This window comes from Bradyrhizobium sp. DOA1, from assembly GCF_001593325.1.
Lineage (GTDB): Bacteria > Pseudomonadota > Alphaproteobacteria > Rhizobiales > Xanthobacteraceae > Bradyrhizobium.
Map to the genome: position 1 here is coordinate 3,255,270 of NZ_JXJM01000001.1, position 24,668 is coordinate 3,279,937.

25 protein-coding genes, 2 tRNA genes and 1 pseudogene are annotated in these 24,668 nt (G+C 64.7%); 11 read left to right on the forward strand and 17 right to left on the reverse strand.

The window, feature by feature from the left end; all coding sequences use genetic code 11:
* Positions 1–2,874: alpha-2-macroglobulin family protein (locus SE91_RS15385; protein ID WP_245318461.1), on the reverse strand; the 2,874-nt coding region annotated here is incomplete at its 3' end.
* Between the two features lie 401 nt (positions 2,875–3,275).
* Between SE91_RS15385 and SE91_RS15390 the strand changes: the two genes are divergently transcribed.
* Positions 3,276–3,352, forward strand: a tRNA-Arg gene (locus tag SE91_RS15390).
* 20 nt (positions 3,353–3,372) lie between these two features.
* Here the strand turns inward: SE91_RS15390 and SE91_RS15395 are convergent.
* Complete coding sequence (locus SE91_RS15395; RefSeq protein WP_061848168.1) at positions 3,373–4,680, reverse strand: hypothetical protein; 1,308 nt, start codon at positions 4,678–4,680, stop codon at positions 3,373–3,375.
* 126 nt (positions 4,681–4,806) lie between these two features.
* Between SE91_RS15395 and SE91_RS15400 the strand changes: the two genes are divergently transcribed.
* Positions 4,807–5,034, forward strand: coding sequence for a DUF2171 domain-containing protein (locus tag SE91_RS15400; protein ID WP_061848169.1), 228 nt, complete (start codon positions 4,807–4,809; stop codon positions 5,032–5,034).
* Positions 5,035–5,425: 391 nt separating this feature from the next.
* On the opposite strand, the gene SE91_RS15405 is transcribed toward SE91_RS15400, so the two are convergent.
* Positions 5,426–5,644, reverse strand: a complete 219-nt coding sequence (locus SE91_RS15405) for a hypothetical protein (protein WP_061848170.1) — start codon at positions 5,642–5,644, stop codon at positions 5,426–5,428.
* 666 nt (positions 5,645–6,310) lie between these two features.
* Here SE91_RS15405 and SE91_RS37080 point away from each other — a divergent pair.
* On the forward strand, positions 6,311–6,472 hold the full coding sequence (locus SE91_RS37080; RefSeq protein ID WP_060736017.1) for a hypothetical protein: 162 nt from the start codon (positions 6,311–6,313) through the stop codon (positions 6,470–6,472).
* A gap of 380 nt (positions 6,473–6,852) precedes the next feature.
* On the opposite strand, the gene SE91_RS15415 is transcribed toward SE91_RS37080, so the two are convergent.
* From SE91_RS15415 to SE91_RS15420, 3 genes and pseudogenes are all read right to left on the reverse strand, one after another.
* Complete coding sequence (locus SE91_RS15415; RefSeq protein WP_061848171.1) at positions 6,853–7,626, reverse strand: hypothetical protein; 774 nt, start codon at positions 7,624–7,626, stop codon at positions 6,853–6,855.
* 171 nt (positions 7,627–7,797) lie between these two features.
* A pseudogene (locus tag SE91_RS37650) lies at positions 7,798–8,021 on the reverse strand (hypothetical protein).
* A 75-nt stretch (positions 8,022–8,096) separates the two neighbouring features.
* On the reverse strand, positions 8,097–8,324 hold the full coding sequence (locus tag SE91_RS15420) for a hypothetical protein (protein WP_061848172.1): 228 nt from the start codon (positions 8,322–8,324) through the stop codon (positions 8,097–8,099).
* Between the two features lie 265 nt (positions 8,325–8,589).
* On the opposite strand from SE91_RS15420, the gene SE91_RS15425 reads away from it, so the two are divergent.
* Positions 8,590–8,937, forward strand: a complete 348-nt coding sequence (locus SE91_RS15425; protein WP_061848173.1) for a DUF6481 family protein — start codon at positions 8,590–8,592, stop codon at positions 8,935–8,937.
* A 127-nt stretch (positions 8,938–9,064) separates the two neighbouring features.
* Here the strand turns inward: SE91_RS15425 and SE91_RS15430 are convergent, their stop codons facing one another.
* On the reverse strand, positions 9,065–9,307 hold the full coding sequence (locus SE91_RS15430) for a pentapeptide MXKDX repeat protein (RefSeq protein ID WP_061848174.1): 243 nt from the start codon (positions 9,305–9,307) through the stop codon (positions 9,065–9,067).
* A 297-nt stretch (positions 9,308–9,604) separates the two neighbouring features.
* Here SE91_RS15430 and SE91_RS15435 point away from each other — a divergent pair, with 297 nt between their 5' ends.
* Genes SE91_RS15435 through SE91_RS15445 form a run of 3 tightly spaced genes read left to right on the forward strand, consistent with a single transcriptional unit; the run spans position 9,605 to position 12,533 of the window.
* Positions 9,605–10,627 (forward strand): TRAP transporter substrate-binding protein, encoded by a 1,023-nt coding sequence (locus SE91_RS15435; RefSeq protein WP_061848175.1) that lies wholly within the window; start codon positions 9,605–9,607, stop codon positions 10,625–10,627.
* On the forward strand, positions 10,624–11,178 hold the full coding sequence (locus SE91_RS15440; protein ID WP_061848176.1) for a TRAP transporter small permease: 555 nt from the start codon (positions 10,624–10,626) through the stop codon (positions 11,176–11,178). The genes SE91_RS15435 and SE91_RS15440 overlap by 4 nt, the downstream gene beginning before the upstream one ends.
* Entirely contained in the window at positions 11,175–12,533 is a 1,359-nt protein-coding gene (locus tag SE91_RS15445; RefSeq protein WP_061848177.1) for a TRAP transporter large permease, read from the forward strand. Before SE91_RS15440 ends, SE91_RS15445 begins: the two co-directional genes overlap by 4 nt.
* A gap of 130 nt (positions 12,534–12,663) precedes the next feature.
* On the opposite strand, the gene SE91_RS15450 is transcribed toward SE91_RS15445, so the two are convergent.
* From SE91_RS15450 to SE91_RS15465, 4 genes are read right to left on the reverse strand one after another with little or no spacing between them, the layout of a single operon-like run.
* Positions 12,664–13,575 (reverse strand): hydroxymethylglutaryl-CoA lyase, encoded by a 912-nt coding sequence (locus SE91_RS15450; RefSeq protein WP_061848178.1) that lies wholly within the window; start codon positions 13,573–13,575, stop codon positions 12,664–12,666.
* Between the two features lies 1 nt (position 13,576).
* Complete coding sequence (locus tag SE91_RS15455) at positions 13,577–15,580, reverse strand: acetyl/propionyl/methylcrotonyl-CoA carboxylase subunit alpha (protein ID WP_061848179.1); 2,004 nt, start codon at positions 15,578–15,580, stop codon at positions 13,577–13,579.
* Positions 15,581–15,584: 4 nt separating this feature from the next.
* Positions 15,585–17,189, reverse strand: a complete 1,605-nt coding sequence (locus SE91_RS15460) for a carboxyl transferase domain-containing protein (protein WP_061848180.1) — start codon at positions 17,187–17,189, stop codon at positions 15,585–15,587.
* Positions 17,190–17,214: 25 nt separating this feature from the next.
* Entirely contained in the window at positions 17,215–18,387 is a 1,173-nt protein-coding gene (locus SE91_RS15465) for an isovaleryl-CoA dehydrogenase (protein ID WP_061848181.1), read from the reverse strand.
* A gap of 111 nt (positions 18,388–18,498) precedes the next feature.
* Between SE91_RS15465 and SE91_RS15470 the strand changes: the two genes are divergently transcribed.
* Complete coding sequence (locus tag SE91_RS15470; protein ID WP_061848182.1) at positions 18,499–19,527, forward strand: AraC family transcriptional regulator; 1,029 nt, start codon at positions 18,499–18,501, stop codon at positions 19,525–19,527.
* Positions 19,528–19,619: 92 nt separating this feature from the next.
* On the opposite strand, the gene SE91_RS15475 is transcribed toward SE91_RS15470, so the two are convergent.
* The 3 genes from SE91_RS15475 to SE91_RS15485 all read right to left on the reverse strand — a co-directional run bounded on the left by SE91_RS15475 (position 19,620) and on the right by SE91_RS15485 (position 21,161).
* Positions 19,620–19,919: a DUF3551 domain-containing protein gene (locus SE91_RS15475; RefSeq protein WP_008558945.1), complete on the reverse strand. Its 300-nt coding sequence runs from the start codon at positions 19,917–19,919 to the stop codon at positions 19,620–19,622.
* A 210-nt stretch (positions 19,920–20,129) separates the two neighbouring features.
* A complete protein-coding gene (locus tag SE91_RS15480; protein WP_061848183.1) occupies positions 20,130–20,624 on the reverse strand; it encodes an Lrp/AsnC family transcriptional regulator in 495 nt (164 codons plus the stop codon).
* 231 nt (positions 20,625–20,855) lie between these two features.
* A complete protein-coding gene (locus SE91_RS15485) occupies positions 20,856–21,161 on the reverse strand; it encodes an ETC complex I subunit (RefSeq protein WP_008567648.1) in 306 nt (101 codons plus the stop codon).
* Positions 21,162–21,417: 256 nt separating this feature from the next.
* Between SE91_RS15485 and SE91_RS15490 the strand changes: the two genes are divergently transcribed.
* On the forward strand, positions 21,418–22,590 hold the full coding sequence (locus SE91_RS15490) for an OpgC domain-containing protein (protein WP_060736009.1): 1,173 nt from the start codon (positions 21,418–21,420) through the stop codon (positions 22,588–22,590).
* A gap of 42 nt (positions 22,591–22,632) precedes the next feature.
* On the opposite strand, the gene SE91_RS15495 is transcribed toward SE91_RS15490, so the two are convergent.
* The gene (locus SE91_RS15495) at positions 22,633–22,839 is read right to left on the reverse strand and encodes a hypothetical protein (protein WP_008558931.1); all 207 of its coding nucleotides are present in this window, start codon (positions 22,837–22,839) and stop codon (positions 22,633–22,635) included.
* 303 nt (positions 22,840–23,142) lie between these two features.
* Between SE91_RS15495 and SE91_RS37085 the strand changes: the two genes are divergently transcribed.
* Both SE91_RS37085 and SE91_RS15500 read left to right on the forward strand, forming a co-directional pair.
* Positions 23,143–23,301: a hypothetical protein gene (locus tag SE91_RS37085; RefSeq protein ID WP_193409726.1), complete on the forward strand. Its 159-nt coding sequence runs from the start codon at positions 23,143–23,145 to the stop codon at positions 23,299–23,301.
* Between the two features lie 388 nt (positions 23,302–23,689).
* Positions 23,690–23,956 carry a hypothetical protein gene (locus SE91_RS15500; RefSeq protein WP_061848184.1) on the forward strand — a complete coding sequence of 89 codons (267 nt, stop codon included), beginning with the start codon at positions 23,690–23,692 and terminating at the stop codon, positions 23,954–23,956.
* 52 nt (positions 23,957–24,008) lie between these two features.
* On the opposite strand, the gene SE91_RS15505 is transcribed toward SE91_RS15500, so the two are convergent.
* Positions 24,009–24,085: transfer RNA gene (locus SE91_RS15505), tRNA-Pro, on the reverse strand.
* A gap of 96 nt (positions 24,086–24,181) precedes the next feature.
* Entirely contained in the window at positions 24,182–24,664 is a 483-nt protein-coding gene (locus SE91_RS15510; protein WP_061848185.1) for a DUF192 domain-containing protein, read from the reverse strand.
* Positions 24,665–24,668: the final 4 nt, after the last annotated feature.

A 24,668-nucleotide genomic window follows, 5' to 3' on the forward strand; every position in this document is an offset into this window, starting at 1 on the left:
GAACCATTTCAGGCCGATCGCCCGTCCCGGCATGCGCTGGGCGGCCGCGTCGAGCGGACGGCGCAGCGTCGCCACGACATAGGCGCCGGTACCCCAGTCTTTGCCGATCGGAAGCTTCACCTGCGCGGTGCCTTCCTTGACGTCGACGGTCTGGGTCGTCAGCAGGCGATCGCCGAACACGTTGATGGTCAGCTTGCCGGCGCTGCGCACATTGACCGACACGGTCATGGTGTCGCCGGAGGCGTATTGCGGCTTGTCGATCGAGGTCTCCAGCAGGTCCGGCGTATCGGCGCTGCCGTCCGAATACCAGCCGACATCGAACTGTATTGAGGTCACCGGGCCGTCGGCATCATTCGACTTCACGTCGAGCCGGTAGCGGCCGGACTGGGGGTTCAACGAAATCCGCGACGGTTTATCGGCGGCGACCACGACGTCGCCGTCAGCAACGCGCGAGGTCGACTTGACCGGCTCGTACTCCCAGTAATTGTTCTGGCGATACCATTGGTAGCGCGACTCCATCTTCAGGAGCTCGTAGCGCAGACCGTCGCGCGGCAGCGTCTTGCCCTCTGGCGAGACGAACACGACGTCGAATTCCGCCTTGTCGCCCTCGGCGACGTTCTTGTCGCCGAACAGCGGCTTGATGCCGATCATGGCGGATGCGGGCGCGATCGGCAGCACGAGCTTGCGCTCGACGGCGCGGCCGCCGGTCTCGACCATGCGGACGAAGATCTGCGCCTCCTGCGGCCGGGTCGAAGCCGGCTGCTTGTCCAGCGTCACCGGGAAGGTCGCAACGCCGTTGGCGTCCGCCTCGGGCAGGTTCTCGAGCGGCGTGCGCTCGTTCGAGGTGGTCTCCTCGTCGTCGACGCCGAACTGGTAGCCGGCAAAGCCCGGCCGCTCCTTCGCAGGCGCCACCAGCATGTCGCCTTCGAGCTGGAGGCCCGAGGCCGGCGCGCCATAGAGGAAATGACCGTCCGCCTTCAGTTCCACTGGAGCATTAGCTGTGATCACCTTGTCCTTGGCGGACAAGTCGAATTCGATCCGGTCCGGGACATAATCCTCGACCATGAAGGTGGTCTCGCCGACTGCCGATCCCTTCGGGTCGGTGAAGGCGCGCGCCCGCCACGTCCCGGTCGGGACGGCCGAATTGAGCAGCACCGCCAGCGTGCGTCCGCCGGCGCCCTGGTCGGCCAGCACGGCACGCCGATATTCGACGCCGTCTGGGCGCTCGATCACCATCGTGAGCGGGCCGCCGGTGACGGCATTGCCCTGCCCGTCGCGCAACAGCGCGGTGAGATAGACCGTCTCGCTGGAGCGGTAGACGCCGCGCTCGGCATAAACGAACGCGTCGGCGCCTGCAGGCACCGCACGGCCGGACACGCCGCGGTCGGAGAGGTCGAAGGCGGAGGACTTGAGGCTGAGGAAGGCATAGTCGGCCTTCTCGCCAGTGACGGTGAGCATCGCCGGCGACAAGCCACCCTCGCCGCGCGCCAGCCCCGCCTCGAACAGCACATGGCCGGCATCGTCGGTCTTGCGGGTCGCCAGGATCTCGTTGTTGCGGGCAACTAGCCGCACCTCGGCCTTGCCGATCGGATCGGTCGACGCCAGCGAATTCACGAACACATGGATGCCGTCATTGCCGGAATAGGCGGTGATGCCGAGGTCGGAAACGATGAACCATTGCGTGGCGAGCTGGTACTCGTCGTCCGAGCCCGGGCTCTTGGCGGCAGCGGTCATCACGTACACGCCGGGCTGCAACTCGCCGAGCGCCTGGTCGACCGGGAATGCCGTGGTGACGTCCTGGTTCAGCGTCATCGCGGTCGCGAGCTCGCCGGACCAGACCTTGACGCCGCGCTCGCCGCCGAGATCCGAGAGCTGATATTTGGTCAGCGTCTTCTGGAAATCGCTGTCGACCACCGTGTTGATCAGGTTGCGGTCGCCGATCCGGAACACGTTGATGTTGACCGCGGGCGTGTTGACGCTGACCACGGGAATGCCGCGCTGGCCGGTCTTCGGCAGCACGTAGGCACGGCTGGTGAAGCGCACGAACGGCTTGCGGTCGCGCACATAGATGTTGAACTCGGCGGATTTCGGCAGGCCTTCCTTCACGGTCGACGGCAGGCCGGCGCGCAAATTGACGTTGTAGCGCTCGCCGTGCTTCAGCCCGTCGACGCAGAGCTGCTTGCCTTCGGCCGACAGCGCCGGCTTGTCCTGTCCCGCCAGCGCCAGGAACGGGGCGAAGTCGGTACGCTTTGCAAGCTCCTCCGAGAACTGGAAGCAGGCCCGCGGGCTCGCCGAATCCGAGTCCACGGTATAGTCGAGCAGCCGGAAACCGTGCTCGTTGCGCAGCTTCTCATATTGCCCGCGGACCTCGGCGACTTCACGCGTGTCCAGCGACAGCCGCATCGCGTCCAGTGCCGGCCGCCACAGCTTGCGCTCGGCCAGCGCCTTGCCGAGCACGGCGAGCGCGTCGGCCTCCTCGCCCGGATTGCCGGCGCGCTGATAGGCGATGTAGGCGGCCGTCGAGGCGCGCTCCAGCAGGAAGGTCTGCTCGCTCGAGCTCTTCGGCGAGATCTGGAAGATGACCTTGGCGAGCCGCAGCCAGTTGGCGGTGTCCTCGGGCGTGGTCGCCGCGATCTGGCCGAGCACCGACAGGCCGCTGCGATAGTCGTTGCGTCGGAATGCGGCGTCCGCGTCGGTGCGCAGCGTCGCGCTCGGTTTGGCGACGGGTCCTGCCTCGCTCTTGATCTGGGCCTCGAGCTTGATCGCGGAATCAGCGAGATCGTCGCGCTTGAATGCCTTGTCGGCTCCGTGCGCTGCGCTGAGGCCGAGCGCCAGCGTGGCGCAGAGTGTGACGGCGCGGATCAGACCGATCATGAAGGACTCCCGGAAAGCGCGGACGAACGCCGCGACGGCAAATGAAATGCGCGGAAAGGTGACGGACTCATGGCGGTGGAACCAAAGCTGCAGATCGTCGCATTCGCCATGACAAGGCCAGCCCAGAGGAGACCGATCAAGGTACCGCCGCGCACGCCGTCCTAATGGCGCAGCAATCCCAGACCAGTCGACCAGCAGCCGCGTCCCGGAAGCTGTTCAGCGGTCCCGGCGATGTGATCCATCGTCCAGTCCGCTGCCGCTCGACCCGGCACCCTGACACGCCACCGTTCCGCTTTGTCGCAGCACTGAGGAAAACGGTTCGGTTCAGACTTGGCGAAAGGCGAGATTTTTCATATTGGCATGGTAGATGAACAGTCGCCCCACCCGGGCGGCCTAAGAACGGTCCCGTAGCTCAACTGGATAGAGTAGCGGATTTCTACTCCGCGGGTTGCAGGTTCGAGTCCTGCCGGGATCGCCACGCATTGCATGCCTCGACGTTCAATGCGTCAAATCCTTGTCAAATTGGCTGGCTGGGGTTGGGACAACGACGCTCCCTTCGTGCTCCCTCCACCAACGCGCGACCGCCGCCGTCAGATCATCCCAAACCTCCGTCGGCAGATCCGGCACCGCCACCCGGACGCTGTAGCGATCCGTGGTGGCGTCGTGAAACCACTCGGTTGCCGCGAAGTCGAAGCCGAAGCTGCCGGCGTGGCGGATCGGAAATCCCGCCTCGCTCAGATCGCGGCTCATCAGCTCGGCGGCCTGGCGCGCACTGGCCTCGTCGAGCGGCCGGCTGCTGCGCAGCGTGACATAGAGGCCGTGGGTGAAGTGCAGCTCGGCCGTCAAAGGCGCCAGCGCCGCGGCAAAATATCGGCTGGTGCGCCGGCCGTTGCGCAGGATCGCGGCGATGCGCCGCCTCGTCAGCGACCAATAGGCCGGCGCGCCCACATAGGGCGGAAAATGCGCCGGCAGCGCTGCGCCGCCGAACAGACGGACCGCATCGCGCATGTCCTGCACCAGGCGATCACAGGTCGAAGGGCCCTGCCCATCCGCGTCCGGACCGACGAAGACCGCAGACCCGAGTCGGCCGTATTCCGCCCCGAGCGAATCCAGCTTGGTGTGGCTTCGCACCATCACGACGGGTAGCCGGCACCGCCGCGCCCAGCTGAGCACGCGCCGGATGCGACCCGATCCGCCGGCAAAGCACGTCGTGTCGAAGATCAGCAGATCGAGCCCAGCTCCATCAGTGCGAAGCGCAGCTTCGAACGCTCCGGCCGGAGCGCATGAATCCAGCAGCAGGATGTTTCGCGAACCGGCCCGAGCCAACGCATCGCCCAGCGGCAGCTTCAGCCTGACCAGCCGCAAATGCGGGGCGAAGCGCTCGATCAACTCGATGGTCTCGCCGTAGCAGCCCGGCATCACCAGGATGTCGGCCCCGTCGAACACGCGCGCCGAGGCGAACAGCAGCGCCGAGATCGCGGCCATGCCCGACGCCGTGTAGATCGTGCGGCCGGTCTCGTGCTGATAAAACGACGGACCGCGCACCTTGAGGTCCGCCCGCTGGTAGTCGTAGCTGAACTCGAAGGGGCCGCTTGCGGGCGAGGCCGTCGCCGACCACGCCGTCTCCGTCGCCTTCCAATCGCGCAGCTCATGATCGGCCCGCAGCGCGGCCGTGATCCGGAACTTCGACTTGACGACCTCGTCGACCGATCGCGGACGAGGCAAGCGCAGCGGGTTTCTCAGGCAACTATTCAGCAGCCCGAGTTCGTCATGCTTGCGTTCCAGATAGGCCTGAATGGTCTCCATGCGCCTCTACAGATCCAACATGGAGGGAACGTCCAGAAAGTGCCTTGGGTCCAAAGTGCTTGGGTCCAACAACGCCGCTGAAACGAACGTCGGCCTCGACCGTTGAGACTCTGCAAGGAGGACCACATGTCGGAAATCAGAGAGCACATGAAGATCATCGGCAAGGACGGCGCGCATGTCGGCACCGTCGACCGCCTCGAGGGCAACCGGATCAAGCTGACCCGGAAGGACAGCCCCGAAGGTCACAAGGACCATCATCACTATATCGATACCAAGTATGTCGGCGCCGTCGAGGGTGACACCGTCAAGCTGTCGGTGAATGCCGACGCCGTGCCCAAGCAGGAAGCGGCATAAGAAGATCAAGCCCCTTCGGGGGCTTTTTCTTTGTTCGCGGAGCGCGACAGCCAAGCTCCCCAAATCTCGTCCTTCAACAAAATGTGCGCAGACCTGTCAGGCGAACGGGAGCGCCCTATCTATGCGCCATGCCAGGAAGCTGTCGCAGGATATACTGATGCCGCCGTCTGATTGGACACGGATGGCCATCGCATCGGGGGTTGCCGCCACCGCCATCGCATTTTTGGCGATAGATGCTGCCGTGGACGTGAGCCCGAGGGGCATCGCAGGGCGACTCGAAGTGGTGCAAGCGTCCCTGACGCACGCCGCGGCGGGTCACCATCAATTGGCCTTTGCCGTTCGTGCCTGGGCGCGGGGGAGTGACCAGACGCACCATCCGGCCGGCTATCAATCATGCATCGAGCGTGACGAGCAAAGGCCGCAGCCGGTAGGCGTCGATCGCGGCGTTTGACAGCAGCAGTCTGCGCCGCTCCCCACGCTGCATCATGCGGTCGATCCGGTTCAGGATGAAGCGGGCCGAATCCTTGTGCTCGCCAGTGAGCAGGCCGGATTGGTCGAGATATCTCCAGGCGATCTCAAAGGATTGTGCGCGCAGCTCGGGATCGGTCATGGCCGGCCAACGCTGCCACGGATCGAATGTTCCCGCCTGAGACCTGAGCCGGGCGGATCGACCGCGGTCCCGATCGGTTGGGCGGCCGCGCGACAAAATTCTGCGCGTCGTGGAACGAGATCACAACCGGCACGTTGGATCGACGAAACAGAGTGGTGCCGACCCGCCAGCCCCGGTCGGCCGGACCTCGTGCTTGTCCCCCAAGCACGGGGTTTTTCTGTTTTCGGACTAGCCGGTGAGACAAGACCGTTACTCGCTCGGCTCCTCACGCCGTTCGCGAGCGAGCTGGTGCCAAGCCAGGGCGAGCTCGATCAGGCGTTGCCGATCAGCGCCTTCGGACGCTGCGGCCCGCTTCATTGCGGCCTCTGCCTCGTGCTGTGGATCGTACTGGCTACACATGACGCTGACATCTTAACCGGACGATCTGGACAAGCGCGTGGCATTTTCGTCCGTATGATTGCGGGGTAATGTCGCGACCGGAGTTGTGTCGTTGCGACCTGACAACCGCGCGATGCATGCGCTGATCGCAAAGCCGGACCTTCATTCAGACCGATCTGTGAATTGCATCACATCCGGCGGACGACATCTTCGCTAAACATCGAGGCAACGCTTCGCTGAAGCGCCAGCGCTTACACGAGCGCAGAGGATATGATGGTCGCTCCGGTCATGACACACAAAGCAGCAGCCGACGTGGTCGTCCCGACGCCACGACAGAGACCCGACCTGCTCGGCATCGCCTATCTCGGCACCATCACCATCGTGATGCTGGCCTGGATCGGCGGCCTGGTCTGGGCCGCGATCGCGTTCTTCAACTGGCTGGTATCTTGATGGGCGGAGCGATCCGGGGTGCAGTACCAATCCTGCTCTAGAGCTTCGGTTCTGCTTCAATCAGAACCGAAGCTCTAGATTCTTGTTTTGACGCGTTTTCTTCACGCGAACCGGTGTCCACTTCGCTCGAAAACGCTCTAGAACAGGTAGTGCAGCACCTGCGAGAGTTTGATCGCGCCGCATACGATCATGGCCCACAACGCCATGCTGATCTGGATGGCATCCAGCATGTCCCACATCCCCGCGAATCATCCCGACGTTTTTCTTTGAGACTTGCGTGGGGCGACACCGAGCGCCAGCGCTAATTCGAAGCCATCGCGGGCGCCAAACGAAAGAGGCGGGCCTGAGCCCGCCTCCGTTTCAAATCCGATTTGGCAAGCTCAGTAGCACGCGCGCGGATCGGCCTGCACATATTGACCGTTGGGATAGCGGTAATAGCAAACGCCCTGAGCCAGATAGTAGCCCGGCTGCGAGGCGGCCGTGGCGCCGGCAATCGCCCCCGTCGCTCCGCCGAGGACCGCGCCTGCGGCGGCTCCCGTCGCGTTACCCGAGAGCAGCCCACCCAGCACGCCACCGACAATGGCGCCACCGAGCGCGCTTGCACCGGGATCGGCCGGCGGCGGCGGCGGAGGCGCGTAGGCCACCGGAGGCGGCGCCGGGGCATAGGCCACCGGCACGTCGTCGTAATACTCCTCCGAGATATAGGCCGGCGGACCTGCCATGCGCTGCGGATAATAATACCAGACGCCGCCGACATCCCACCACCAGCCGGAGCGGCCGTTGCGGACCTCGTGGCGCCAGCGGCCGCCATCCCAGGAGCGGTTGCCGCGATAGGCGTGGCCGCCCCAGTCGCGCTCCCGCACAGGCCCGCGGGCGTAATGGCGTCCAGGCGGTGGGCCGCCCGCGTTGTGCGGACCGCGACCGCCGGCATGAGGCTGTGCACCGGGCTGCGGCGCGGGCCGAGCCGCCTGCTGCGGCGGCCGATCCTTGCGCATGTTCTGATTGTTTGGGGGCGGCGCGGCAGCGGCTGGGCCGGCCGGCGGTTGGCCGGCTTCCCTCGGCGGTCTGGCCTCCTGCGCCTGCGCGGACAACGCGAGCAGCGACATGGCCGAAACCAAGGGAATGAAGATCTTGATATGTTTGGAAGCACTCATGCGTGCTCGCCCCCTACTCTTTGATCGCCGTGATTTCCGAGCGCATAGACGATTCGTCTCGCGCCGGGCTGATGCCGGCTGATATAACTGACCTGCTTGATGGGCTAAGTCCCGTTACAAATGATTAAGATCACGGCAATTTTCGGCTCGACCGGTCGGGCCGGATCGCTTCTAGCGGGCCGGCTCGATCACGTTGCAATTGGTCCGCCCGGACATCAGGCAGTCCTGCATCTTGCTGGCCGAGGTCAGGTCGCGGGCAAGCCACCAGCCGATGCCGAGGATCAGAAGCGCGATGATCAGGCCGGCGACCGCGCCGCGGCGATTATCGCCGGATGGGGTCTTCGAGAGGGTTTGGGCTTGAGGCCCGGCTCGGGCTTGGACTCGGGCTTGGACATGACTACCTGGTCGTCGGGTCGGACGCCTTTACCACCTCTGCGGCGTGGCGTCACATCCCGATCGCCGGGCCGGGTTCAGCCGCGGGTCGGGCGGATTGCATCCTTGCGCGAGGTCTCGACCGCCGGGGTCGCTCGCGGCGCGCAGGTTGTCAGCACGAAGGCGGTCTGGGTGCACTCCCAATCGGCGCCCAGAACGGCACTGTCGACGGATTGCGGACGTGCGAACAGGAGCGTGGCACCGACCAGCGCCGCCACCACCAGGGTGAGCGCTAGCGCCTTGAGGCTCAGTCTTGAGATGGTCATGCCCGTGCTCCGTCTCGTCGTCGGGCGGACGCTAGGCGCCGCTCCGCGTGCTCCCTTATGAGGGACATCACAATTCGGCAGTTTTTTCGGGCTACGAGAGATCGTCGGGGGCGATTTTTCGTTGACCTGATCGGCTGCGATTATGGGTGGCGTCGCGACGCGCGCCGATGTACAGGCTTCTACGTCGCGTGGCGCCTGCTATGCCCAGCCGACGTACCAACTGCCAGTGATGTAGGATCGAAAGCGAGGAAGACAAGGCTCGTCGATGAGTGGATTCAGGGAACCCGGGTTTGCAGACCGGCAAAAGGCGGCACAAGACGCCCGCAAAAATCTTTTGAACAAGTTCAAGTCGCAGCCGGGTCCTGATGATCCCGCAGTTGCGGCGAAGCGTGCCGAACGCGAGGCCCTTGCGGCCAAGCGCGCCGAAGCCAAGGCCGCGCGCGAAGCCGAGAAGGCCGAGCAGAAGCGCCTTGAGGACGAGGCCAAGGCCGCCGAGGCCGCACGGATTGCACGCGAAGCCGAGGAAGCCGCAGAACGACAGGCTGCGCTCGAAGCCGAGCAAAAGGCCAAGCGCGACGCCCGTTATGCGGCCCGCAAGTCCAAGCGCAAGTAACGCTCGAAATTTACGTTCAATTGAAATTGAACTGAAGTGCCATTCCGGGGCCGTCCATGGGACCGCGCCCGGAATTCGAGATCGCGCGCCCGGTCGAGAGCCGGCATGGCGCGACGCGGACGGAAAATCAGTTCTTCTTCATCATCCCGTCGTCTTTCTTCATCCCGTCCTTCGACATGTGATCCTTCTTCATGCCGTCGTCCTTGGACATGGTGTCCTTCTTCATGGCGTCCTTGGACATCGTGTCTTTCTTCATCATGCCGCCGTCCTTGCCCATCTTGTCCTGAGCAAAAGCGGCCGGCGACAGCGCGAGGCCAAGCGACAGAGCGGCAGCCGAAACGCCGAGCACGATACGGGTGCGAATGGTCATGAGCAGTCTTCCCTTCGAGATGGTGTTGTCAGCGACGGATGCCGCTATCCTGTCTCGACGTATGGGCGCACGGCGGTGTTACGCGCTCCGCTGAGAAATTTCGCCGGAGCCATGCGGATCGGAAGTGTGCAGCGCAGCACGTCCGGCACTTGCCGGAGCATTCGGTCTCGCACTATCAGATGAGAGATCATCGGGTGAAAGACCGGCAGGATGGGCCTACGCACCGGTCTCGACAGCCCAGACCCAAATCGCGCCAAACAAGAACCAGTCCAAAGTACCGCCCAAGGGGATCACACCATGCTCACGCGCCGCCACCTGCTCGCGACCGCCGTCGCCGCGCCCGCCATTCTCCGCCTCGGCACCGGTACGGCGCAGGCCGCCACCACGCTGAAGATCTCGCACCAATTCCCGGGCGGCACCATCGACAAGGGCGACTTCCGCGACCGGCTCTGCCGCATGTTCGCTGCAGAGATTGCCAAGCGCAGCAACGGCGACATCGCTGCCGAGATCTATCCGAACTCCTCTCTAATCAAGACCAACGCGCAGTTCTCCGCGATGCGCAAAGGCGCGCTCGACATCAGCCTCTATCCGATGCCCTATGCCGGCGGCGAAGTGCCGGAAACCAATATCGGCCTGATGCCGGGTCTGGTAACCACCTACGACCAGGGCCTGCGCTGGAAGAAGGAGCCGGTCGGCAAGGCGCTGACCGACTTCCTCGCCGACAAGGGCATCATCCTGCTCACCTGGGTCTGGCAGGCCGGCGGCGTCGCCAGCCGGTCCAAGCCGATCGTCGCGCCTGAGGACGCCAAGGGCCTGAAGGTGCGCGGCGGCTCGCGCGAGATGGACATGGTGCTTCAGACCGCCGGCGCCTCGGTGCTGTCGGTGCCCTCGAACGAAATCTACGCTGCGATGCAGACCGGCGCCTGCGATGCCGGCATCACCTCCTCGACCAGCCTGATCTCGTTCCGCCTCGAAGAGGTCGCGAAGTCGCTGACATCAGGGGCCGGCGCCTCCTATTGGTTCATGCTCGAGCCGCTGATGATGTCGAAGGCGATCTTCGACAAGCTGCCGAAGAACCATCAGGACATCCTGCTCGCGGTCGGCACCGAGCTCGAGGCCTTCGGCCGCAAGGGCGCGCAGGACGACGACGTCGAGGTCGCCAAGGTCTACGAGAAGGCCGGCGCCAAGGTCTCGGCGCTCGACGCTGCGACCGTCGGCAAGTGGCGCGACATCGCCCGCGATACGGCCTGGAAGGACTACGCCGCCAAGACCGCGACCGCTGCGAACCTGCTCAAGCTCGCCACCGACGTCGCCGCATGAGTCATGGTCCGCTCCCGGATCGTGACGACCAGGCGAACGCTGCCGCAGGGACCGGCCTTGCGGCGGCGATCGATCGCGGTCTCGCCGTCCTCAACAGCATCATCGTCGTGTTCGCCGCGATCGCACTGGTCGCGGCCTGTGCGATCCTCAGTTACAGCGTGCTCAGCCGCGCACTGTACAAGGCCGCGAACTACTGGCAGGACGAGGCCGCCGTGTTCCTGCTGGTCGGCGCGACCTTCATGACGGCAGCCTATGTGCAGCAGCATCGTGGGCATATCGGCATCGAGGCTTTCGTCGGCCTGCTCTCGCCGCTCGCGAACAGGGTCCGGCTCTGGCTGGTCGATGCCGCAACGTTCCTGTTCTGCGCGTTTTTCACCTGGAAGTCCTGGACGCTGGCGCACGAAGCCTATGTCGACGGCCAGGTCTCCAACTCGATGTGGTCGCCGCCGCTCGCCATTCCCTACACCCTGATGGCGCTCGGGATGAGCCTGCTCTGCATCCAGATCCTCGTGCAGCTTGCGCTGCCTTTCGCCGGAGCCAAGCGGCCATGAGCGTTTTCGGTATCGGTCTCTCTTACGGGATCGCGACGCTGCTCGTGATGTTTTCGGGCATGCCGATTGCGTTCGCACTCGGCGCGGTCGCGGTCGTCTTCATGGCCATCTACATGCCCACCGCGTCGCTCGATACGGTGACGCAGAATGTCTACGAGGAAATGGCCTCGATCACGCTGTTGTCGATCCCGCTGTTCATTTTGAAGGGCGCGGCGATCGGCAAGTCGCGCGCCGGCCAGGATCTCTATTCGGCGCTGCATGCCTGGCTGCATCGCGTGCCCGGTGGCCTCGGCGTTGCCAACGTGTTCGCCTGCGCGCTGTTTGCGGCGATGGCGGGCTCTTCGCCCGCAACCTGCTCGGCGATCGGCTCGGCCGGCATCCCCGAGATGCGCAAGCGCGGCTATTCCGGCGGCTTTGCCGCCGGCATCATCGCCGCCGGCGGCACGCTCGGCATCTTGCTGCCGCCCTCGATCACCATGATCCTGTTTGCGGTCGCCGCCGAAAAGTCGCTCGGGCGGCTGTTCCTCGCAGGCATCGGGCCCGGCCTGCTGCTTGTCTTCCTGTTCGGCGCCTATGCAGTCATCCGCTTCCGTCAGGAATATGCCGCCGCCGAACTGGCCTACAAGAACGGCGGACCGGAGGCGCCGATCCTGCAGCGCGACGAGTACACGCTCGCGGAGCGCTTCAGCGTGCTGCCGCGGGTCATTCCGTTCGTGCTGCTGCTCACCGGCGTCATGGTCGCGCTCTATGGCGGCTACGCTACGCCGTCGGAAACCGCCGGCCTCGGCGGGCTGCTGGCGCTGGCGCTGATCGCCGCGATCTACAGCGTGTGGCGGCCCAGCGACCTCGCCCCGATCATGAAGTCGACGATCCGGGAATCGACCATGCTGATGATGATCATCGGCATGTCGCTGCTCTACTCCTACGTGATGAGCTATCTGCACATCTCGCAATCGGTCGCCGAAGCCATTGTCGCGATGCACCTGCCGCGGTGGGAGCTGCTGTTCGCGATCCTCGTCATGGTCGTCGTGCTCGGCTTCTTCCTGCCGCCGGTCTCGATCATCCTGATGACCGCGCCGATCATCCTGCCGCCGCTCCGCGCGGCGAACTTCGACATCATCTGGTTCGGCGTGGTCATGACCATCGTGATGGAGATGGGGCTGATCCATCCGCCGGTCGGCCTCAACATCTTCGTCATCCGCAACGTCGCGCCGGATATCCCCTTGCGCGAGGTGATCTGGGGTACCCTGCCCTTCGTGCTGCTGATGATGCTGGCGGTGCTGCTGCTGTGCCTGGTGCCGGGGATCTCGACCTGGCTGCCGGACCTCGTGATGGGGCCGGACGGGAGCAGGTAGAGGCACTCGCAGTTGCCGTGGGGTGGGTTAGCCGAAGGCGTAACCTACCTTCTTTTGTCGCTGAAAAGAACAGTGGTGGGTTACGCCAAGCAGACGCGCTTCGCGCATCTCCTCGGCCAAACCACCCTAGCTACGAAGTTGCCCGCTTCCTCTTCGCATTCAGCGCGGACGCCACGCGGCTCACGGGCGGCTTGCCCAAAACGCCGCTCATCTCGTTGGTGGCCGCCAGCAGCTTATCCATGTCGACGCCGGTCCTGATGCCCATGCCTTCGAGCATGTAGACGACGTCTTCGGTCGCGACGTTGCCCGTCGCGCCCGGTGCATAGGGGCAACCGCCGAGGCCGCCGGCGGCCGCGTCGATGACGCGCACGCCCTCCTCCATCCCCGCATAGAGATTGGCGAGCGCCTGGCCGTAGGTGTCGTGGAAATGCATCGCGAGCTTGGCCGTGGGAACGTTGGTGGCAACCGCGCGTAGCATCTCCTTCGCCTTGGCAGGTGTGCCGACCCCAATGGTGTCGCCGAGGGAGATCTCGTAGCAGCCGAGCCCGAACAGCGTATCCGCGAGATCGGCCACTGCCCTCGGCTTGATCTCGCCGTCGAAGGGACAGCCGAGCACGCAGGAGATATAGCCGCGCACTGGAATGCCGTCGGCTTTGGCGCGCGCCAGCACCGGCTTGAACCGCTCGATGGATTCCGCGACCGTGCAGTTGATGTTCGCCCGCGAAAAGCCTTCGGAAGCGGCGGCAAACACCGAGACGACTTTCGCGCCCGCTGCGCGCGCGCCGTCGTAGCCCTTTTCGTTCGGCACCAGCACGTGGAATTCGGCGTTGGTCACGTGGCTGACGCCACGCAGCACGGCATCCGAGCTCGCCATTTGCGGGATCGCCTTGGGCGAGACGAACGCGCCGACCTCGACGGTGGTAAGGCCAGCCGCGACCAGCGCCTCGATGAAGGCGATGCGGGTCTCGACGCTGACCGGCGTCTTCTCGTTCTGAAGGCCGTCGCGCGGCCCCATTTCGATGATGCGGACGGAATCGCTCATGTCACTCTCCGGACGGCTCGACCACGGCGAGCTCGATACCTTCCTGCACGATGTCGCCGACCTTGCACCTGACGGATTTCAGCACGCCGGCATAGGGCGCGCGCAGCGTCTGCTCCATCTTCATGACTTCGAGGGTCAGGATCGGCGCGCCCTTCTCCAGCTTGGCGCCCTCCTCTGCGAGCACGGCGACGACGGTGCCCGGCAGTGGCGCCGCGATCTTGTCCTCGCCGGTCTGCTCCTCGCTCTCGCCGCCGAACGGATCGACCCAGTGGAGGTCGAAGCGGCCGTTGCGTGTGCGCAGATACAGCTCATGCCCATCGATCACGGCCGCGACGGACGATTTGACGCCATCCAGGGTCAGGTCGAAGCCCCCCTCCCTGGTCGCAATCGCAAAGGCCAGCTCGCGGTCGCCGATCACCAGTGTCGACGGCCCACTGCCGTAGTTCAGTGTGATCTTCTGCTCCGGCCCATGGCCGACGCGGAAGGCAAAGCTGCGCTGGCGGCGGCCGACCGGCTGCCAGCCGAAGGTCTGCCAGGGCGAGTTCGCCTGCGCATGTGCGGCCTGTTGCTCCGCACCGATGATCGCGGCCACCGCGGCGCACAGCTCGAGCTCTCCGGGCGCCGGCGAGGCGGACGTCAGCACCGCCAGCTCGCGCTCGATGAAGCCGGTGTCGATCGCGTTGGTCCGCACCTTCGGATGCGTCATCAGCGCCGACAGGAACGGGATGTTGGTGACGATCCCGCGAACGTCGGACTCCTCCAGCCCGCGGTTCAGCCGCTCGATCGCGACATCCCGCGTCGGCGCCCACGCGATCATTTTTGCCAGCATCGCGTCATAATACGGCGAGACCGTATCCCCCTCGCGATAGCCGGCGTCGATGCGCAAGCCGCCCGTCTCCGCCGGCAGCCGCCAGGTCGAGATCCTGCCGACCGATGGCATGAAGTTCTTGGTCGGGTTCTCGGCATAGACGCGCGCCTCGACGGCGTGGCCGTTGAGCTTGATCTCGTCCTGCTTGAGCGGCAGCGCTTCCCCGAACGCGACGCGCAGCTGCCATTCGACGAGGTCGATGCCGGTGATCAGTTCGGTCACGGGATGCTCGACCTGGAGGCGCGTGTTCATCTCGATGAAGAAGACGTCCTTGCCGTCGGAGACGAACTCGATGGTGCCGGCGCCGACATAGTTCACCGCGCCCGCCGCCTTGCGTGCGGCGGCACAGACGGTCTCGCGCTGGGCCGCGTTGAGCGTCGGCGACGGCGCTTCCTCGATCACCTTCTGGTGCCGGCGCTGCAGCGTGCATTCGCGCTCGAACAGCGAAAGCAGATTGCCGTGGCTGTCGCCGATCACCTGCACTTCGATATGGCGGGGATTATCGACATATTTCTCGATCAGCATGCGGTCGTCGCCAAACGCGGCCTTGGCCTCGCGCTTGGCGCTGACGATCGCAGGGCCAAGCTCATCGGCCGAGCGCACGATACGCATGCCGCGCCCGCCGCCGCCGGCGGAGGCCTTGACCAGAATCGGGAAGCCGATCTTGTCCGCGGCTTTCGAGAGCGTCGCCTCGTCCTGGGCCTCGCCGTGATAGCCAGGCACCAGCGGCACGCCGGCCTTCTCCATCAGCGCCTTCGAGCCGGACTTCGAGCCCATCGCAGTCATCATCTCGGCGGTCGGACCGACGAAGACCAGTCCCGCTTCAAAGCAGGCCTGCGCGAACTCGGCATTCTCCGATAGGAAACCGTAGCCGGGATGCACCGCCTCCGCCCCCGTCTTCCGCGCAGCCTCGATCAGCCGCTCGACGCTGAGATAGCTGTCGCGCGCCCGCGCGGGCCCGAGCAGCACGGCTTCATCCGCCAGCGCGACATGCATCGCATCGCGGTCGGCCTCGGAATAGACCGCGACCGTGCGCAGCCCCATGGCGCGCGCGGTGCGGATGACGCGGCAGGCGATCTCGCCGCGGTTGGCGATCAGGAGCGTGCGGAAACGCCGGTAGAGCTTTGAGCGGTCCATCGCATCACATCCTGAACAGGCCGAATTTCGTCGGTTCGATCGGCGCATTCGACGCCGCCGAGAGGCCGAGGCCGAGCACGAGGCGCGTGTCGGCGGGGTCGATCACGCCGTCGTCCCAGAGACGCGCGGTGGCGTAATATGGATGCCCCTGGCTCTCATATTGCGCGCGGATCGGCTCGCGGAATTTGTCTTCGTCTTCCCTGGACCAGCTATCGCCCTTGGCTTCGATATTGTCTCGGCGGACCTGGCTCAACACCATCGAGGCCTGCTCGCCGCCCATCACGGAGATGCGCGCGTTCGGCCACATCCAGAGGAAGCGCGGTGAATAAGCACGACCGCACATGCCGTAATTGCCTGCGCCGTAGGAGCCGCCGATCACGACGGTGAATTTCGGCACCGAGGCGGTCGCGACCGCCGTCACCAGCTTGGCGCCGTCGCGCGCGATGCCGCCGGCCTCGTATTTCTTGCCGACCATGAATCCGGTGATGTTCTGCAGGAACACCAGGGGAATGCCGCGCTGGCAGCACAGCTCGATGAAATGCGCGCCCTTCAGCGAGCTCTCGCTGAAGAGGATGCCGTTATTGGCGATGATCCCGACCGGATAGCCCCAGATATGCGCGAAGCCGCACACCAGCGTCGTGCCGTAGAGCTTCTTGAACTCGTCGAATTCCGAGCCGTCGACGATGCGCGCGATGATGTCGCGCACGTCGAACGGCTTGCGGCCGTCGACGGGCACCACGCCATAGATCTCCTTCGCGGCAAACAGCGGCTCGCGCGGCTTGTGCATGTTGAGGTTCGGCCGCACCGGCGGCTTCAGCGTGCCGACGATGCGCCGGGCGATGCCGATCGCATGCGCATCGTTCTGAGCGTAATGATCGGTCACGCCTGATTGCCGCGAATGCACGTCGGCGCCGCCGAGCTCCTCCGCGGTGACGACCTCGCCGGTCGCCGCCTTCACCAGCGGCGGGCCGCCGAGGAAGATGGTGCCCTGGTTGCGGACGATGATGCTCTCGTCGGACATCGCGGGGACGTAGGCGCCGCCGGCGGTGCAGGAGCCCATCACGATCGCGATCTGCGGAATGCCCTGGGAGGACATCTGCGCCTGGTTGTAGAAGATGCGGCCGAAATGCCGCTCGTCCGGAAAGATCTCGTCCTGCAGCGGCAGGAAGGCGCCGCCGGAATCGACCATGTAGACGCAAGGCAGATTGTTCTGCCGTGCGATGTCCTGCGCGCGCAGATGCTTCTTCACGGTCATGGGATAGTACGTGCCGCCCTTGATCGTGGCATCATTGGCGACAATCACGCATTCGCGGCCCGCGACACGCCCCACCCCCGTGACGACGCTCGCCGAATGCACGTCGCCGCCATAGAGGCCATAGGCCGCGAGCGGCGACAGCTCGAGGAAAGAAGTGCCGGGATCGACCAATAGGTCGACGCGCTGGCGCGCGAGCATCTTGCCGCGCGCGGTGTGGCGGTTGCGCGAGGCCTCGCCGCCGCCGCCGGCGACCTGACTCAGTTTCTCGCGCAAGTCCGCGACGAGGCTGCGCATGGCCTCGGAATTGCGCGCGAAATCGGATGACGACGGATCGATGCTGGAATGGAGCGGCATGATGATTCCAATGAAGATGAACGTATCAGGCCGTCTCGGCCATCAGCTCGCGGCCGATCAGCATGCGGCGAACCTCCGAGGTGCCGGCGCCGATCTCGTAGAGTTTGGCGTCGCGCCAGAAACGCCCCACAGGGAATTCGCTGGTGTAGCCGACCCCGCCGAGCGCCTGGATGGCTTCGCCCGCCATCCACGTCGCCTTCTCTGCGGAATAGAGGATCGCGGCCGCAGCATCCTTGCGCAAGCTGCGGGCATGGTCGGCGCGGTCGCAGGCACGCCCCACCGCATAGACATAGGCGCGCGTGGCCTGCCAGGTCGAATACATGTCGGCAAGCTTGCCCTGCATCAGCTGGAAATCGCCGATCGGCTGGCCGAACTGCTTGCGCTCGTGCATGTAGGGCACCACCGCGTCCATGCACGCCGCCATGATCCCGAGCGGACCGCCTGACAGCACCGCGCGCTCATAGTCGAGGCCGGACATCAGCACCTTGACGCCCTCGCCCACCTTGCCGAGCACGTTCTCTTCGGGCACCTCGCACTCGTCGAAGAACAAGGGATAGGTGTTGGAGCCGCGCATGCCGAGCTTGTCGAGGTGCTGGCCGTGGGTGAAGCCCTTGAAGCCCTTCTCGATCAGGAAGGCCGTCATGCCGCGCGGCCCGGCCTCCGGATCGGTCTTGGCGTAGACCACGAGCACGTCGGCATCGCCGCCATTGGTGATCCACATCTTCGAGCCGTTGAGCACGTAGCGGTCGCCGCGCTTGTCGGCGCGCAGCTTCATCGAGACCACGTCGGAGCCGGCCCCGGGCTCGGACATCGCGAGCGCGCCGACATATTCGCCCGAGATCAGCTTGGGCAGATAGCGCTGGCGCTGCGCGTCGTTGCCGTTGCGGCGGATCTGATTGACGCAAAGGTTGGAATGGGCGCCGTAGGACAGTCCCACGGCCGCGGAGCCGCGCGAAATCTCCTCCATGGCGACGATATGGGCGAGGTAGCCCATGTTGGAGCCGCCATATTGCTCCGGCGCAGTCATGCCGAGCAGGCCGAGGTCGCCAAAGCGCTTCCAGAGGTCAGCGGGGAACAGATTGGCTTTCTCGATCTCGGCCGCGCGCGGGGTGATCTCCGCCTCGACGAAGGCGCGGAGCGTGTCGCGCAGCATGCCGACCTCTTCGCCCAGATCGAAATCGATGCTCGGGATATTCAAGGCGATTCCTCCGTATTTTGGCCTTCGAACCTAGCGTTATCGAGGCCCTCTGGCGGTCGAAAAGGTTGCATTTTCCGCCAAACTTGGCGAGGATTTTCGAGAGGAATTTTGATGCCTTTTCAAGCCACCACCGCAACCTCGCGCCGCGCTGTGACCCCCGCCGCCTTCGTCCGCGGCGTGATCGCCGCATACGAACGCTACGGCTGCGATCCCGCGGAGGCGCTCAGTCGGGGCCAGGTAACCCCGGACCTTGTCAATTCTCCGGATGGGCGGGTCACGGCGGCCCAGTTCGAGGCCCTGGCCGGCCACGCCATGCGCGAGCTCGACGATGAGGCGCTCGGCTGGTTCTCGCGCCGGCTGCCTTGGGGCACCTACGGCATGCTGTGCCGCGCCTCGATCACGGGGCCGACACTGGAGGTCGCGCTCAAGCGGTGGTGCCGGCATCACCGCCTGATCACCGAGGACGTGCTGCTCGATCTGGAACTGGGCGAGGAGACCGCGGTCGTCTCGATCCGCGAGCTGCGCGATCTCGGGCCCTTGCGCGAATTCTGCCTCGTCACGCTGCTCCGCTACGTGCTCGGCTTCTCCTGCTGGGCGGTGGATTCCGGGATCGCGCTACGCGCAGCGGAATTCCCTTATTCCGAGCCCGCCCATGTCTCGGTCTATCCGACCATCTTCTGCAAGAACGTGCGCTTCGATGCGGAGTGCGCGCGCATCGTCTTCGACAAGCATTATCTCTCGCTACCGCTGACGCGCAGCCCGAGCGATCTCGACAACATGCTCAAGGGCGCGCTGCGGCTGACGGTGCTGCCCTATCGGCGCGACCGGTTGCTGATCGAGCGCGTCCGCCGCGTGCTTCGCCGTGCGCGCGGACGCAGTCTCGGCGCCGAGGACGTTGCCAGCGAGCTGGCGCTCTCCACCCGCACCATGCATCGGCGTCTGCGCGAGGAGGCCACCTCGCTGCGCGATCTCAAAGAAGAGGCGAAGTTCGAACTGGCAAAACAGGAGCTTCTGCGCGGCCGCACTCCGATCAAGCGGATCGCGGAAATCGCCGGCTTCCGCAACGAGAAGAGTTTTTCCCGTGCCTTCCGGACCTGGACCGGTGCGAGCCCGCGCGAATTCCGCGGCCGTTATCGCTGAGGCGCCAGCCGTCGCCTGCGCGAGAAAAACGAACGGCCTCCGGGATGAATCCCAAAGGCCGCAACGTCGCGAAACCGATGTCGATTTCAACTTCAGTTCGAGTTGGTCTGACCGCCCGAGCGAAGCTTGGCGCGCGGCTGTGTGTGCTTCGGCTGATAGGCCATCGCGTCGTTCGAGGTCTTCGCGCCGCCGCTCTGCGAGCAGGTGCCGCCGATCCCGCCGGCCGCCGCCCGGCAGGCTTCCATCGTCGGGTAGCCGCAGCCATGAGCGGCCTGGGCGCCGTTGGTGATGCAGTAGTCTTCCGCCTGCGCGGCGGGCGCGGTCATCATGAGAAACGCGGAGGCGAACAGCGTCGCAGCGGATGCGACGAACGTCTTCGAGGTCGAGGTCATGGTGTCTCTTCCAGCTTCAAGGGTCCCACAAAACAGGCCTCAGGATGCGACGCAGGCTGAGGTTCACCCCTTGCATCTAGGCGGGGCGGCGGACCCCACAATCACGTCTTGGCGCATCGCAGGGCTTCCGAAATCACATGTCACAGTTAGGTGAGTGAGTCATGCAAATGATTTGATTGGTTAAAATCCCGGTTGTCTCTTTCAGGACCCCTATCCGGCCGACGCCGCGACGGCGACCTCCTGCAACGGCAGCGGCACGTCTTTGGCGACGCCCAGCACGGGGAAGCTGCGAACGTTTTTCACATCAGGCATCGCGGCAAAATGCAGGAGCTGCTGGCGCATGCTCTCGACGCTCGGCGCCACGCATTTGAGGAGATAGTCGGTGTCGCCAGAGATGCGCCAGCACTGCTGGATGCGCGGGATCGCTGATATCGAGCTCTCGAACGCCTCCAGCACCGGCTGAGCCTGGCTGCCGAGCTGGATCGAAACGAACGACACCACCTCATAGCCAAGCAGCCGCTCGTCGATGACGGCGCGCACCGCCCGGATCACGCCCCGGCTGAACAGCAATTTCAGTCGCCGCAGGCAGTTCGGCGCGGACACTCCGACACGCAGCGCCAGCTTGTTGTTGCGAACCCGCCCGTCCTGCTGCAGCTCGGACAATATCTTCAGATCGATGCCGTCGAGCTGGTCACGCGCCGCCATACCCCTATCCTCGCCGTGATCGTGTCATGACGGCAAGCGAAGCACGCAGCGAAATGGCTGCCAAGAGTTCTTCGGTTCAAGCGACTAACCGCTCCCGGCGTCGGCCGTAACCGTCCGAAGGACGGCTCCCGCTCGCCTATGTCCCGGCCATCCCCGTTCTTCACGCTGCCGCCGAAACGCGGATGCCCGGGACAAGCCCGGGCATCACGTACCGATCGAGCTTGCCGAGGATCAATGCGTCCAGGGCTCGCCGCGGCGAAACGAGAAATTATCGGCATAGGCAACCGGGCGGCGGATCGATTCCTGCGGCTCGATCACCTGGTAGGCGATGCCCTTGCGCTCGCAATAGGCGACCGCCTCTTCCTTGCTGTGGAAGCGCAGCGTGATCTGCTGCTTCATGTCTCCGGACGAGGTCCAGCCCATCAGCGGCTCCACCGAACGCGGCTGCTCCGGCTCGTAATCGAGCTGCCATTCCTTCGTCTTGGACCGGCCGGATTGCATCGCGTTCTTGGCGGGTTTGAAAATGCGTGCGGTCATGGATGGTCCGGGCCTCTTCGTCTTTTTCGTTCGATTCCGATGCGTCACGGTGGCAGTTGGTGGAAACTGCAGCATAGTATAGAGACACCGTTCGGGACATGCGCGGTGATTCCGGCTCCCGGGGTGCCTTGCCTATGGGTATAGTCATTATGCTGCACCGTGACAATTGCGTACCCGCCTTCCGCGCCGGGATCCCGTCCGACGGCCCGGCCTCACCGATATCAGCGCTTCCGTCCTCTCCGAGAGCTCCCGACGCATGGCCTTCCTGAACGTCAGCGCAACGCTTCCCGACAAGGGTCGCGACCTCCGGCTCGACCTGTTTCGCGGCGTCGCGAACTGGGCGATCTTCCTCGACCACATCCCCGACAACGTGGTGAATTGGATCACGACGCGCAATTACGGCTTCTCCGACGCGGCCGATCTGTTCGTCTTCATCTCAGGCTACACGGCATCCTTCGTCTATGCGCGGATGATGCTTGAGCGCGGCTTCATCGTCGGCGCCACCCGGCTCACCAAGCGGGTCTGGCAGCTCTATGTCGCCCACATCATCCTGTTCGTGATCTACATCGCCTCGATCAGCTATCTCGCGCTGCGCTTCGGCGATTCCGAGATGATCAACGAGTTCAACGTCGCCGGCCTCGTCGACAACGCCACCGAGACGCTGCGCCAGGGCCTGTTCCTGCGCTTCAAGCCGCTCAATCTGGACGTGCTGCCGCTCTACATCGTGCTGATGGGACTGTTTCCGCCGGTGCTGTGGTTCATGCTGCGCAAGCCGGACCTGACGATGGCGCTGTCCATCGTGCTGTGGCTCGCAGCCCGCCATTTCGGCTGGAATCTGACGGCCTATCCGGCCGGCCAGTGGTACTTCAACCCCTATTGCTGGCAGGTTCTGTTCGTGTTCGGCGCCTGGTGCGCCATGGGCGGCGCGCGGCGCTCGGCGGCGCTGATCAATGCGCCGGTCACGCTCTACCTCTGCCTCGCCTATCTGGCCTTCGCGCTGGTCATGACCATGGCCGGCCGCTTCCCGACCTTCGGCGGCATGTTCCCGGAGTGGCTGTTCTCGGCCTTCAACCCCAACGACAAGACCAACCTCGCACCTTACCGCTTCATGCACTTCGTCGTGATCGTGATCCTGGTGATCCGTTTCGTGCCGAAGGAATGGCCGGGCCTGGAATGGAAGGTGTTCGATCCGCTGATCGTCTGCGGCCAGCAGTCGCTCGCGGTGTTCTGCGTCGGCGTGTTCCTGTCCTTCGTCGGCCATTTCGAGCTGTCGATGAGCTCGGGCTCGCTGCTGGCGCAAATATTCGTCAGCATCGCAGGCATCGCGATCATGACGACCGTGGCCTATTACATCTCGTGGTCGAAGAAGCAGGACAAGCCGCTGAAGCCGCCGCCGGCCAAACCGGCTGCTGCGGCAAAAGCCGGCTGAGACGAGGCGCAGCGATTTCGGCCTGACGACGGCAATGCCGGCTCAGGCCGCCGCTTCGCCGTCGAACTCGGTGAACTTCTTGTAGATCCAGTCGCGCCCGTCGTGGCGGCGCCAGACCCTGCCGTAAACGAGCTGCCCATTGATCGAGCGGCGTGGGACGATCACGGTCCAGAGATGCCAGATTTCGGTCCAGTTCGATTGCGGACCGGATTGTGGACCGGCGGTTGTGAAGTCGCGGTCGAAAGACATGACGCAGAGCTCGACTGATACAGGCGCCGCGACGAACTGTGACCCTGTGTGAGCACGGATTCAGACAGCCCATCGCGAGTTGGTGTCCATCTGATAACGATCACCAGGGCGGCTGCAACCACTGCTCTCGCTTAACCTAACCGATCAACCTTACTTCTCGTGCGCAACCGGCGAGATTGGTTGAAAGCCGGCCTCGACTTTCCTAGAATGCGTGCGTGATTTGAGAGCGCGCCGTTTTTGGAAGGCGCGGTGATTTTGAACCGACACGTATTTTGAAAAGTTTCGACGGGCGGGGCGACCACGATGAACTTGCAATGCGCATCTCTGCGCCTGGCGCTGCGATCGACGACGCCCGACCCGATCGCAAGGACGCCCGCCCATGATCCGCCGAAGGCCGCCAACGACAACCAGACGGCCTGGCCATTGGTGCCGTTTCCGTCCGGCTGGTACGCCGCGAACTGACGGATCAGACCTGAGAAACAACTGCTGAAAAAGCGCAACGCCGCGCAAGCGGAATATCATCGCTTGGCGGCGTCCGTTTAGACATTGGGCGCTGAAATCCCCAATACGGATATGTCTATGGCGACGAACGGAAGGTTCGATGAACCCCCGGCAATTCTGCGCCGCCGCGAAGGGCGCAGCGGTTTGAACGTCGCGCTGAGGTCGCCGCCCTGAGCGGCTGAGGTCGCTGCCCTGAGCGTAAGTGCCAAGGCCTCCACAGTGCCTTTTCAGCTCTGATGGCCGCAACCAATCACCGCGCCAGGCGTTGCAGCTTTTTCCCAATCAGGGGCATAAGGCGTCCACCGCGTGCGCCCGCTTGCCCCCACTCCATGTGAGGTGGAGCGTGCCGGTGAACATCCGCGAACGAGCCGAGGTGAAGGACGAGCAGGCAGCAGGGCAAGGCGACGGAACGAGCCAGGTCGATGCACCCAAAGCACCTGCCGATAAGACGCCTGCCGACAAGACGCTTGCCGACGAGACGCTTGCCGAGCCGCCGGAGACCGGAAGCTCGCTGGTCGCGCTCTGCGGTCTCGGCCTCGCCGTCGTCGCGATGTTTGGCTGGATATGCGCCCTCGCCTGGATCGGCTGGCGCCTCATCAACTGGCTACTGTTCTGAGCCCGCGAGGGTCGGCATCGCCTTGGGACGCCTCGCTGGGGATCTCCGGGACTGGTCGGGGCAGCTGGATTCGAACCAACGACCTGCAGTACCCAAAACTGCCGCGCTACCAGGCTGCGCTATACCCCGAATGTCCTGCGAGCCCCGTCGATACACGCTTCCCAATGCGCCAGCAAGCTTCCTGGAAGCTGCCGGCGACCCCGGAAACGCCCTCGCTTGCCCGGCCTATTTGCTGCCGAACAACGGATGGCCGACGCGGTCGCCGGGGCGGATGCCGTATTTCTGCGCCGTTCCCGCCACCACCTCCAACACGGCCCGGGCGGGCCCCTTGGACGAGATGATCTTGGTCGACATCGGCTCGGTATTCTCGGCGATGCGCAAGATGCGGCCATCGGCGCGGATGAAGATCATGTCGAGCGAGACGTAGGTGTTCTTCATCCACATCGAGATTTCCTGCTCGGGATTGAAGTCGAACAGCATGCCTTTGCCATCAGGCAGTTCCTTGCGGTACATCAGGCCGGTCTGCTTCTCCTCCTCGGTTGTCGCCATCTCGACCGAGAACACCTGCACGCCGTTCTTGGTGACGATCTCGAGCGGCTGGAAGCTCGCGGCGTAGACAGACCCGGTGGCCGCGGTGACGCCGGCAACGAGGATGGCGGCGAGCCACCCCTTCAGAGCGGACCAGACGGCCTTTCGATCAGAATTCATGGAA

Bases quoted from the DNA above. Each gene is read 5' to 3' on its own strand.
- SE91_RS15395 (WP_061848168.1), bottom strand. From the start codon at position 4,680: ATGGAGACCATTCAGGCCTATCTGGAACGCAAGCATGACGAACTCGGG.
- SE91_RS15400 (WP_061848169.1), top strand. From the start codon at position 4,807: ATGTCGGAAATCAGAGAGCACATGAAGATCATCGGCAAGGACGGCGCG.
- SE91_RS15405 (WP_061848170.1), bottom strand. From the start codon at position 5,644: ATGACCGATCCCGAGCTGCGCGCACAATCCTTTGAGATCGCCTGGAGA.
- SE91_RS37080 (WP_060736017.1), top strand. From the start codon at position 6,311: ATGACACACAAAGCAGCAGCCGACGTGGTCGTCCCGACGCCACGACAG.
- SE91_RS15415 (WP_061848171.1), bottom strand. From the start codon at position 7,626: ATGAGTGCTTCCAAACATATCAAGATCTTCATTCCCTTGGTTTCGGCC.
- SE91_RS15420 (WP_061848172.1), bottom strand. From the start codon at position 8,324: ATGACCATCTCAAGACTGAGCCTCAAGGCGCTAGCGCTCACCCTGGTG.
- SE91_RS15425 (WP_061848173.1), top strand. From the start codon at position 8,590: ATGAGTGGATTCAGGGAACCCGGGTTTGCAGACCGGCAAAAGGCGGCA.
- SE91_RS15430 (WP_061848174.1), bottom strand. From the start codon at position 9,307: ATGACCATTCGCACCCGTATCGTGCTCGGCGTTTCGGCTGCCGCTCTG.
- SE91_RS15435 (WP_061848175.1), top strand. From the start codon at position 9,605: ATGCTCACGCGCCGCCACCTGCTCGCGACCGCCGTCGCCGCGCCCGCC.
- SE91_RS15440 (WP_061848176.1), top strand. From the start codon at position 10,624: ATGAGTCATGGTCCGCTCCCGGATCGTGACGACCAGGCGAACGCTGCC.
- SE91_RS15445 (WP_061848177.1), top strand. From the start codon at position 11,175: ATGAGCGTTTTCGGTATCGGTCTCTCTTACGGGATCGCGACGCTGCTC.
- SE91_RS15450 (WP_061848178.1), bottom strand. From the start codon at position 13,575: ATGAGCGATTCCGTCCGCATCATCGAAATGGGGCCGCGCGACGGCCTT.
- SE91_RS15455 (WP_061848179.1), bottom strand. From the start codon at position 15,580: ATGGACCGCTCAAAGCTCTACCGGCGTTTCCGCACGCTCCTGATCGCC.
- SE91_RS15460 (WP_061848180.1), bottom strand. From the start codon at position 17,189: ATGCCGCTCCATTCCAGCATCGATCCGTCGTCATCCGATTTCGCGCGC.
- SE91_RS15470 (WP_061848182.1), top strand. From the start codon at position 18,499: ATGCCTTTTCAAGCCACCACCGCAACCTCGCGCCGCGCTGTGACCCCC.
- SE91_RS15475 (WP_008558945.1), bottom strand. From the start codon at position 19,919: ATGACCTCGACCTCGAAGACGTTCGTCGCATCCGCTGCGACGCTGTTC.
- SE91_RS15480 (WP_061848183.1), bottom strand. From the start codon at position 20,624: ATGGCGGCGCGTGACCAGCTCGACGGCATCGATCTGAAGATATTGTCC.
- SE91_RS15485 (WP_008567648.1), bottom strand. From the start codon at position 21,161: ATGACCGCACGCATTTTCAAACCCGCCAAGAACGCGATGCAATCCGGC.
- SE91_RS15490 (WP_060736009.1), top strand. From the start codon at position 21,418: ATGGCCTTCCTGAACGTCAGCGCAACGCTTCCCGACAAGGGTCGCGAC.
- SE91_RS15495 (WP_008558931.1), bottom strand. From the start codon at position 22,839: ATGTCTTTCGACCGCGACTTCACAACCGCCGGTCCACAATCCGGTCCG.
- SE91_RS37085 (WP_193409726.1), top strand. From the start codon at position 23,143: ATGAACTTGCAATGCGCATCTCTGCGCCTGGCGCTGCGATCGACGACG.
- SE91_RS15510 (WP_061848185.1), bottom strand. From the start codon at position 24,664: ATGAATTCTGATCGAAAGGCCGTCTGGTCCGCTCTGAAGGGGTGGCTC.